8 protein-coding genes are annotated in these 8,141 nt (G+C 67.0%); 5 read left to right on the plus strand and 3 right to left on the minus strand.

Going from position 1 to position 8,141, the window contains the following annotated elements; translation table 11 throughout:
- Positions 1-2: 2 nt before the first annotated feature.
- The 3 genes from F624_RS0110470 to F624_RS0110480 are packed head-to-tail and all read left to right on the plus strand — an operon-like array spanning position 3 to position 3,879.
- Entirely contained in the window at positions 3-1,013 is a 1,011-nt protein-coding gene (locus F624_RS0110470; RefSeq protein ID WP_019574254.1) for an NADH-quinone oxidoreductase subunit B family protein, read from the plus strand.
- Positions 1,010-2,470: a nickel-dependent hydrogenase large subunit gene (locus tag F624_RS0110475; protein ID WP_019574255.1), complete on the plus strand. Its 1,461-nt coding sequence runs from the start codon at positions 1,010-1,012 to the stop codon at positions 2,468-2,470. Before F624_RS0110470 ends, F624_RS0110475 begins: the two co-directional genes overlap by 4 nt.
- Positions 2,471-2,478: 8 nt before the next feature.
- Positions 2,479-3,879, plus strand: a complete 1,401-nt coding sequence (locus F624_RS0110480; RefSeq protein WP_019574256.1) for a PAS domain-containing sensor histidine kinase — start codon at positions 2,479-2,481, stop codon at positions 3,877-3,879.
- Between the two features lie 277 nt (positions 3,880-4,156).
- Here the strand turns inward: F624_RS0110480 and F624_RS0110485 are convergent, their stop codons facing one another.
- Positions 4,157-5,092 (minus strand): LysR family transcriptional regulator, encoded by a 936-nt coding sequence (locus F624_RS0110485; protein ID WP_019574257.1) that lies wholly within the window; start codon positions 5,090-5,092, stop codon positions 4,157-4,159.
- Positions 5,093-5,227: 135 nt separating this feature from the next.
- Between F624_RS0110485 and F624_RS0110490 the strand changes: the two genes are divergently transcribed.
- Positions 5,228-5,992, plus strand: a complete 765-nt coding sequence (locus tag F624_RS0110490; protein WP_031254660.1) for an SDR family oxidoreductase — start codon at positions 5,228-5,230, stop codon at positions 5,990-5,992.
- Between the two features lie 385 nt (positions 5,993-6,377).
- A complete protein-coding gene (locus F624_RS0110495) occupies positions 6,378-6,596 on the plus strand; it encodes a hypothetical protein (protein WP_019574259.1) in 219 nt (72 codons plus the stop codon).
- A 344-nt stretch (positions 6,597-6,940) separates the two neighbouring features.
- Here the strand turns inward: F624_RS0110495 and F624_RS0110500 are convergent, their stop codons facing one another.
- Entirely contained in the window at positions 6,941-7,873 is a 933-nt protein-coding gene (locus tag F624_RS0110500; RefSeq protein WP_019574260.1) for an AraC family transcriptional regulator, read from the minus strand.
- A gap of 38 nt (positions 7,874-7,911) precedes the next feature.
- Positions 7,912-8,141: integrase core domain-containing protein (locus F624_RS0110505; RefSeq protein ID WP_031254661.1), on the minus strand; the 230-nt coding region annotated here is incomplete at its 5' end.

An 8,141-nucleotide genomic window follows, 5' to 3' on the forward strand; every position in this document is an offset into this window, starting at 1 on the left:
CCATGAACCCACCTGGCTTCACGGTGCTGTGGCTGCAGTCGGGCGGCTGCGGCGGGTGCAGCATGTCGCTGCTGTGCGCCCAGACCCAGGACTTCCACGGTCAATTGCGCAACGCGGGCATCGAGCTGCTGTGGCACCCCTCGCTGTCCTTGCCCAGCGGCCATGAGGTGATCGACCTGCTGCAGCGGATTCTGGACGGGCGCCAGCACCTCGATGCCCTGTGTGTCGAGGGCTCGCTGCTGCGCGGCCCCGGGGGCACCGGGCGCTTCCATGTGCTGGCCGGCACGGGCCTGCCCATGATCGATTGGGTGCGCCGCCTGGCCCGGCAGGCCCGCCACGTGGTGGCCGTGGGCAGCTGCGCCGCCTGGGGGGGCATCACGGCAGGCGGCGACAACCCCACCGAGGCCTGCGGCCTGCAGTACGAGGACGACCACGCCGGCGGACTGCTGGGGGCGGGGTTCCGCTCGGCCAGCGGCCTGCCGGTGATCAACATCGCCGGCTGCCCCACCCACCCGCAGTGGGTGCTGGACAGCCTGATGGCGCTGGCGGCCGGCGAGTTCGGCGCCGAACAGCTCGACGCCCTGGGTCGGCCGCGCTTTTTTGCCGACCACCTGGTGCACCACGGCTGCACGCGCAACGAGTACTACGAGTTCAAGGCCAGTGCCGAGAAGCCCTCCGACCTGGGCTGCATGATGGAGCACCGCGGCTGCAAGGGCACGCAAGTCCATGCCGACTGCAACACCCGGCTATGGAACGGCCAGGGCTCGTGCACCCGGGGCGGCTATGCCTGCATCGCCTGCACCGAGCCCGGCTTTCAGGAGCCCGGCCACCCGTTCCACGAAACCCCCAAGGTGGTGGGCATCCCGATCGGGCTGCCCACCGACATGCCCAAGGCCTGGTTCGTGGCGCTGGCCTCGCTGTCGAAATCGGCGACCCCCCGGCGGGTGAAACTCAATGCGGTGGCCGACCACCTGGTGGTGCTGCCCACGATCCGAAAGACGCGGCTCAAATGACACGCTTGCTGGTAGGCCCCTTCAACCGGGTGGAAGGCGATCTGGAGGTGAGCCTGGAGGTCACCGACGGCCAGGTGCGCGCCGCCTATGTGAATGCGCCCATGTACCGGGGCTTTGAGCAGATCCTGCAAGGCAAGGCGCCCATGGACGCCCTGGTCTATGTGCCCCGCATCTGCGGCATCTGCTCGGTCTCGCAGTCGGTGGCCGCGGCCCGGGCCCTGGCCGACCGGGCCGGCCTGAGCGTGCCGCCCAACGGCCTGCACATGAGCAACCTGGTGCTGGCCACCGAGAACCTGGCCGACCACCTGACGCATTTCTACCTGTTCTTCATGCCCGACTTCTGCCGCGAGGTGTACGCAGACCAGCCCTGGCACGAAGCCGCACAGCAGCGCCACGACCCCACCCACGGCAGCCGCAGCCGCGCCGCCCTGGCCGCCCGCGAGCGCTGGTTCACCCTGCTGGGCACCCTGGCCGGCCGCTGGCCGCACACCCAGGGGCTGGAGCCCGGTGGCAGCACGCGGGCACTGGAGGCGGTGGAGCGCGTGCGCCTGCTGGCGCAGTTGCGCGAGTTCCGCGCCTTTCTGGAGGAGCAGCTGTTTGCCGCACCGCTGGAGCAGATCAATGCGCTGGACAGCGAGGCCGCACTGCTGGCCTGGCATGCGCAAGACCCCTGGCAGGGCGACCTGCGCTTTTTCATGAGCGTGAGCCAGGCGCTGGGCCTGCAGCGCCTGGGCCCCGGGCCCGGCCGTTACCTGAGCTACGGCGCCTACCCCCAGGCCGGGGGTGGGCATGCGCTGCCCGGCGGACTGTGGCGCGCCGACTCGGGCCTGCGCGAAGCCCTCGATCTGGCGGCCATCCGGGAGGACGCCACCCATGCCTGGCTCAGCGATGCCGGAGGCCCGCGCCACCCGAGCGAAGGCCTGACCCAGCCGCTGGCCGACAAGGCCCACGCCTACACCTGGAACAAGGCCCCGCGCCTGGGTGGCGCCGTGGTGGAGACCGGCGCCATCGCGCGCCAGCTCTGCTCGGGCTCGCCGCTGGTGCTCGACCTGGTGGGCCGGCACGGTGGCACCGTCTACACGCGGGTGATGTCGCGCCTGCTGGAGCTGGCCCGTGTGCTGCCGCTGATGGAGGGCTGGCTGCGGGCCCTGCAGGGCGGTGAGCCCTGGTGCGTGAGTGCCCCGGCCCGCTGGGAAGACGGATCGGGGGTGGGGCTGACCGAGGCCGCACGTGGCGCGCTGGGCCATTGGCTGGAAGTGCGCGACGGCCGCCTGGCCAACTACCAGATCGTGGCGCCCACGTCCTGGAACTTCTCTCCGCGCGACGCCAGCGGCCAGGCCGGCGCCCTGGAGGGGGCCCTGGAAGGCGCGCCGGTGCGCCCCGGCGAGGCCACGCCGGTGTCGGTGCAGCACATCGTGCGCTCGTTCGACCCCTGCATGGTCTGCACCGTCCACTGAGCCCGAGCATGGCCGACGCCCGACCCCCCCCCGAGCGGCCCAAGGGCCTGGACTCGCTGATGCCCCATCTGCCCATGGACGGGGTGGACGAATCCACCTGGGTGGACGTGATCCAGAAGATGGACGAGGTCTACTCGCAGCTGATCAGCGACGAGATCGAGCTGGAGAAGAAGAACACCGAGCTGGAGCAATCGCAGCAATTCATCTTCAGCGTGCTGTCGGCCATGTCGGATGTGCTGGTGGTGTGCGACGAACACGGCCGCATCGAGGAGACCAACGCCGCCCTGTGCGAGCTGGTGGGCCGCAGTGACGAGGCCTTGCGCGGAGCGCTGCTGTTCGACCTGCTGGCCGATGAGGCCAGTGCCGAGCGGGCCCGCAGCGTGCTGGGCCACCACGAGGCCCCCCGGCGCGGCGAGGGCCTGGAGCTGATGCTGCTGGACGCCCAGGGCCACGCGGTGTCGGTGGACGCCAACTGCACCCCGCGCGTCGGGCCCAGCGGGCACCGCGCCGGCACGGTGTTCGTGGCCCGGCCCACCGCCGAACTGAAACGCGCCTACCACGAGCTGCGCAGCGCCCACGAGGCCTTGAAGCAGGCGCAGCAGCAATTGCTGCACTCCGAAAAAATGGCCTCGCTGGGGCGACTCGTGGCGGGCGTGGCCCACGAGCTGAACAACCCGATCAGCTTTGTGCTGGGCAATGTGCACGCCCTGAGCCGCTACAGCGAACGCCTGCAACGCTACCTGGGCGCCCTGCATGGGGGCGCCAGCGCCCACGCCATGGCCGACCTGCGCCAACAACTGCGCATCGATGCGCTGCTGGCCGACCTGCCCTCGCTGATCGAAGGCACGGTGGAGGGCGCCACGCGCACGACCGACATCGTCAACGGCCTCAAGCGCTTCTCGGCCATGGACCCGGAGGCGCGCAGCTGCGTCAACCTCTGCGAGGTGGTCGAGCGCGCCGTGCATTGGGTGCGCAAGGGCCAGGCCGCAGGCTTTGAACTGAACTGGCAGCCCGGTGAGCCCGCCTGGGTGATCGCCAGCGGCGGCCAACTGCAGCAGGTGCTGATGAACCTGCTGCAAAACGCCCTGGACGCCGTGGCCGGCGCCGGCATCGCCCCGCCGCGCCTGTGGATCGAGCTCAGCCGCAGCCCGCAGCGGCTGAGCCTGTCGGTGCGCGACAACGGCCCCGGCATCGCACCGGAGCACCTGTCGCGCCTGTTCGATCCCTTTTTCACCACCAAGCCGGTGGGCAAGGGCACCGGGCTGGGCCTGTCGATCAGCTACGGGCTGGTCGAGCAGCATGGCGGCCAGCTCAGCGCGGCCAACCACCCTGCGGGCGGGGCCGAGTTCGTGCTGACCCTGCCCCGGGCGCCTGAGCCGACGCCCTTGGCTGCGCCGTCGGTCCGCTGAGGGGCGCAGCCCGTGGCGGCTTACCCTCTTGTGCCCTTTCCGGCGCTGGCACTCTGCCGGGTCGACACACGAGCGGGTGGCCGCAGGTGGCAGAGGTCTGGCTCCGAGGCGTGTGGGTGTCTTTGCCAGATTGAATCCCGCCGTGATGACCTGCCCCTCGGGGAACGGAACTTCGGCCTGTACCCGGCGCCGCTGCGCGGTCGAAGGCCGGCGAAAGCGCAGAGGCGGTTTGACGACGGCGGGCCGGGACCGTCATGAAGGCGCTGGCGCTCGGGCGCTACGCGATGACGCTCCGACCCGATTCCGCATCTTTCCATGCGTCCCAGTAGGGCGGTGTCCCTATGGCGTTCCGCAGCGCCTCGGTCATGGCTCTCAGCTTGACCGAGGTGCGCCGCCCTTCGGGATGCGCCACGTAGATGAACTCGTGGGCGGTCGAGGCGCCGACCTCGATCGGTACCAAGTCGCCACGCCCAATGGCTTCGCCTGCGATGAAACCCGGTAGCAGCGAGATGCCGACGCCGGCCAGCGTGGCGTCCAACATCATGTCGCCGTTGTTCACACGCAGTGCCACCTTGGCGCGCACACTCTGTGTCCCAGACTCGCCCACGAACTGCCAGTCTGCAACGCCGCGGTTGACGTAGAAGATGCCCCGATGCGTGCGCAACGCCTCCACATCCGTCGGTGTTCCGTACCGCTCCAGGTACGCGCGGGAGGCCACCAACACGCGCTGGCTTGGCGCCAGCGTCCACGCGACCAAGCGTGAGTCCTCGATCACGCCATGGCGGACCACCGCGTCATAGCCCGCGGCTGAAACGTCTACGCGCCGATCATCGAGGTCAAGGGTGAGCTCAATCGCAGGATTGGCGATCAGGAACGGGTAGAGCGCAGGGCCAAGATGTCGTCGCCCGAAGGTGACCGGCGCAGAGATTCGCAGTGGGCCCGAAAGGGTGCCTCGGCGCTCGGAGATCTCGGCCGCGGCCTCCTCCATCTCCCGCATGATTCGCAAGGCTCGATCGAGGAATGCGGTGCCGTCCTCGGTAAGGCTGATCTTGCGCGTGGTTCTGTGCAGCAGCCTCGTACCCAGACTGTTTTCGATGTCGGCCAGGCGTTCGCTGACGACTGATTTCGATAGGTGCAGGCGTCGCGCGGCCTCACTGATCGAGCCCGCTTCGGCCACGGCCACAAAGCTGGCGATTCCCTCGACTTTGAGCATGATTGTTCTGGCTTTCCGGAAAGTAGTTCCGAGATTCGCAATCTACCGCGAACAGTGCTCGCTCGCCATACTGAATCCATGGCGACGAGATGCGAGATGTCCTGGCATCCGAGCCTCAACCGCAAGGAGATCATCATGGGACGTCTGTCCGGAAAAGTAGCCCTCGTCACCGGTGCCAGCTCGGGCATCGGCCGAGCCACCGCCAAGCTGTTCGCCGAGGAAGGCGCCAGCATCGTCGTCACCGCCCGTCGCGCCTCGGAGCTCGACTCGCTGGTCACGGAAATTCACGCTACCGGGGGCACGGCCGTGGCATTGGCGGGAGACGTGAAGTCCGAAGCCCACGCCAAGGCCGCCGCCGAACTGGCAGTGAGCCGCTTCGGCCGCCTCGACATTGCCTTTAACAACGCCGGCACGCTCGGCGAAGCCGGTCCCAGCACCGGTGTGTCAGAAGCCGGCTGGACCGACACACTGGCGATCAACCTGACTGGCGCCTTCCTAGGTGCCAAGCACCAGATCGCACAGATGGAGAAGACAGGCGGCGGCTCGGTGATCTTCACCTCCACCTTTGTCGGTCACACCTTTGCCTTCCCGGGCGTGGCGGCCTATGCGGCCAGCAAGTCGGGCCTGATCGGCCTGACACAGGCCTTGGCGTCCGAATATGGCCCGAAAGGGATCCGCGTGAACGCCATCTTGCCCGGCGCAGTGGACACCGACATGTACCGCGGCATGAACAACACACCGGAGTCGCAATCGTTCGTGACGAATTTGCATGCGCTCAAGCGCGTGGCAGCGCCGGAAGAGCTCGCTCGTTCGGTTCTGTACCTGGCGTCCGACGACTCCGCCTTCGTGACTGGAACCGCGTCGCTGGTTGACGGCGGCGCATCGATCACACGGACCTGATCGCTGACGCCCAGGCCCTCGAGCGCAGGGCCGCGCTCGGGGACTCTCGGCTGCGGAGCGCCAATGCCCAGGCGCTCGCTGACCCCGCACCGGTTTCAACGCCGATCAGAAGCAGGTACCTCTGACCTCGCGGCCATCGCCCAAACCCACCACGAAGGGCGGGCGTCGCCGCCAGGGCTTGGTTGTGGGTGTCACGGTCGTGATCGGTTGGAATAAGGTCTGTCGGACTCTTCCCAGGTGAGGCACTCGAGTTTTGAAGGCCTCAAGACCTGTCGAATGCGCTGACATTGTCCCGCCCGACATGCAACGTTTGAATAAGGTCTGTCGAGACTTGTAACAGGCACGGCTGCGCACGGCGCGCGGGAACTTCCGGCGCGGTGACTGGATGACGTTGTCAGAGGCCGACCGAGCGCAAGCCCCGCTCGATGTTGCCCAGTTTCCGTTCGACATCGACACAGGCGTCCTTCGGCGGCGCGGCGTCTTCATCTTAGAGCATCAGCAGCCACTGCTCTCGAACATAGGCGAGACCGAAGTCGAGAACGGCGTCCAAGACGAAGTGGTAAGCACCGTGCCTCAGCGCGAGGCGGACCAAGACCTCATCTGAGACATTGGGGTTAGACCAGACCAGCCCGCGAGCTGGGTCGGCCAGGGACGTACGCTTGCCTTGCATGATGCTGATCGGATCAGACAACGAACAGGCGCAGCGTACAGGCCGTAGATCCAACTGCAAACCGTTGGCTCGGCACTGACGCTCGCGTGCCAAGGGCGGCGCGCGAGCTGGCGTCACACCGAAACGCGCGCCTAGGCATGCGCCCCACACTGCTTCAACATTGAAACGCGACTCTCAGAGAGTCGCAAGTGTCGATGAAAGAGCGCGGACTTCGCGCCTGACTTTTGCCGTGGCTGTCGCCAGGTAAATGACGGTTTCATACAAGGGCATTTCGTACTTCACTGATTCCGAAATGCGCGCGGCGACTGACCCATGAACTTCTTGAACCCCATGCTGAAAGCGCTTACCGATTCGTAGCCAACCTGTGCCGCGATTTCACCGATGGGATTGCGCGTACGTTGCAACTGATCGGCTGCCAACAACATACGCCAGCGCTGCAGGTAGCTGATCGCGGGCTCGCCAACGGTTTGATGGAAGTGCAAGGCGAAAGCGGATCTGGACATTCCCGCTTCCTGCGCCAGCGTCGCCAAGGTCCAACGTTCAGCTGGCGCGACATGCACGGCATGCAACGCACGGCTGATCTTCGGGTCGCCCAGCCCCTGCAGCCAACCCTGGCTGGTCATTGCGCTCTGGCCAAGTTGCTGGCGCAGGACCAAGACCAGGATGGACAGTGATGTTTGCTGCGCCACCAGGCGTCCCCCGAGACGCGGCTCGCGAAGCTCGCTCATGATCACCTCCATCGCGGCATTCAATCTGGCCTGGTCTGGCAGTCCCTCAAAGTGCATGACCGCAGGCAGGGTTTCCAGAAACCGGCTGGCGTGGGCACTCTCGAAGATGAACATCCCGCCCAGGCCGTAAACCTCACCGCCTCCATTGATGGTCACCACTGCGCCCCAAGGCGCGGTCGCGAGGGTGCCGATCGCGTCTTGCGGCGGCAGATCGATGCGACTGCCCATCGAGAACGCCTGCTCCCGGGTCAGGACCACACAACTGCCAGCCTCCAGCCGGCGCGGCTGGGGCTCACCGTCAATGTGCATCCAGATGGCGCCTCGGGTGACTGCGTAGCAGCGCAAGCCTTTCATACCGGGGTACCGGAGTGCCCAGTCGCCCCCGGCATCCAAGGCCCGGAACATGTAGGTTGCGGGCCGCAGCACGTCCAGCACCTGAGTGAGCGGATCGTTGAAGTTCTCGTTGGTGGGAAACGCTGGCATGAATCGCCCCGGTTTTCAAGGAGGCTGTTTGGTTTAAGTCAGACCGCCACCGCGGTGGACTGACTGGCGAGTTGCCGATAGTAGTTTGCCTCGGCTTCTGCGGGCGGGATGTACCCGATGGGTTCGAGCAGGCGATGGTGGTTGAACCAGGACACCCATTCGAGCGTCGCGAACTCCACAGCCTCCTTCGTCTTCCAAGGCGCTCGGCGATGGATGAGCTCGGCCTTGTAGAGACCGTTGATGGTCTCGGCCAGGGCGTTGTCATAGC

The organism is Curvibacter lanceolatus ATCC 14669 (assembly GCF_000381265.1).
GTDB lineage: Bacteria > Pseudomonadota > Gammaproteobacteria > Burkholderiales > Burkholderiaceae_C > Curvibacter > Curvibacter lanceolatus.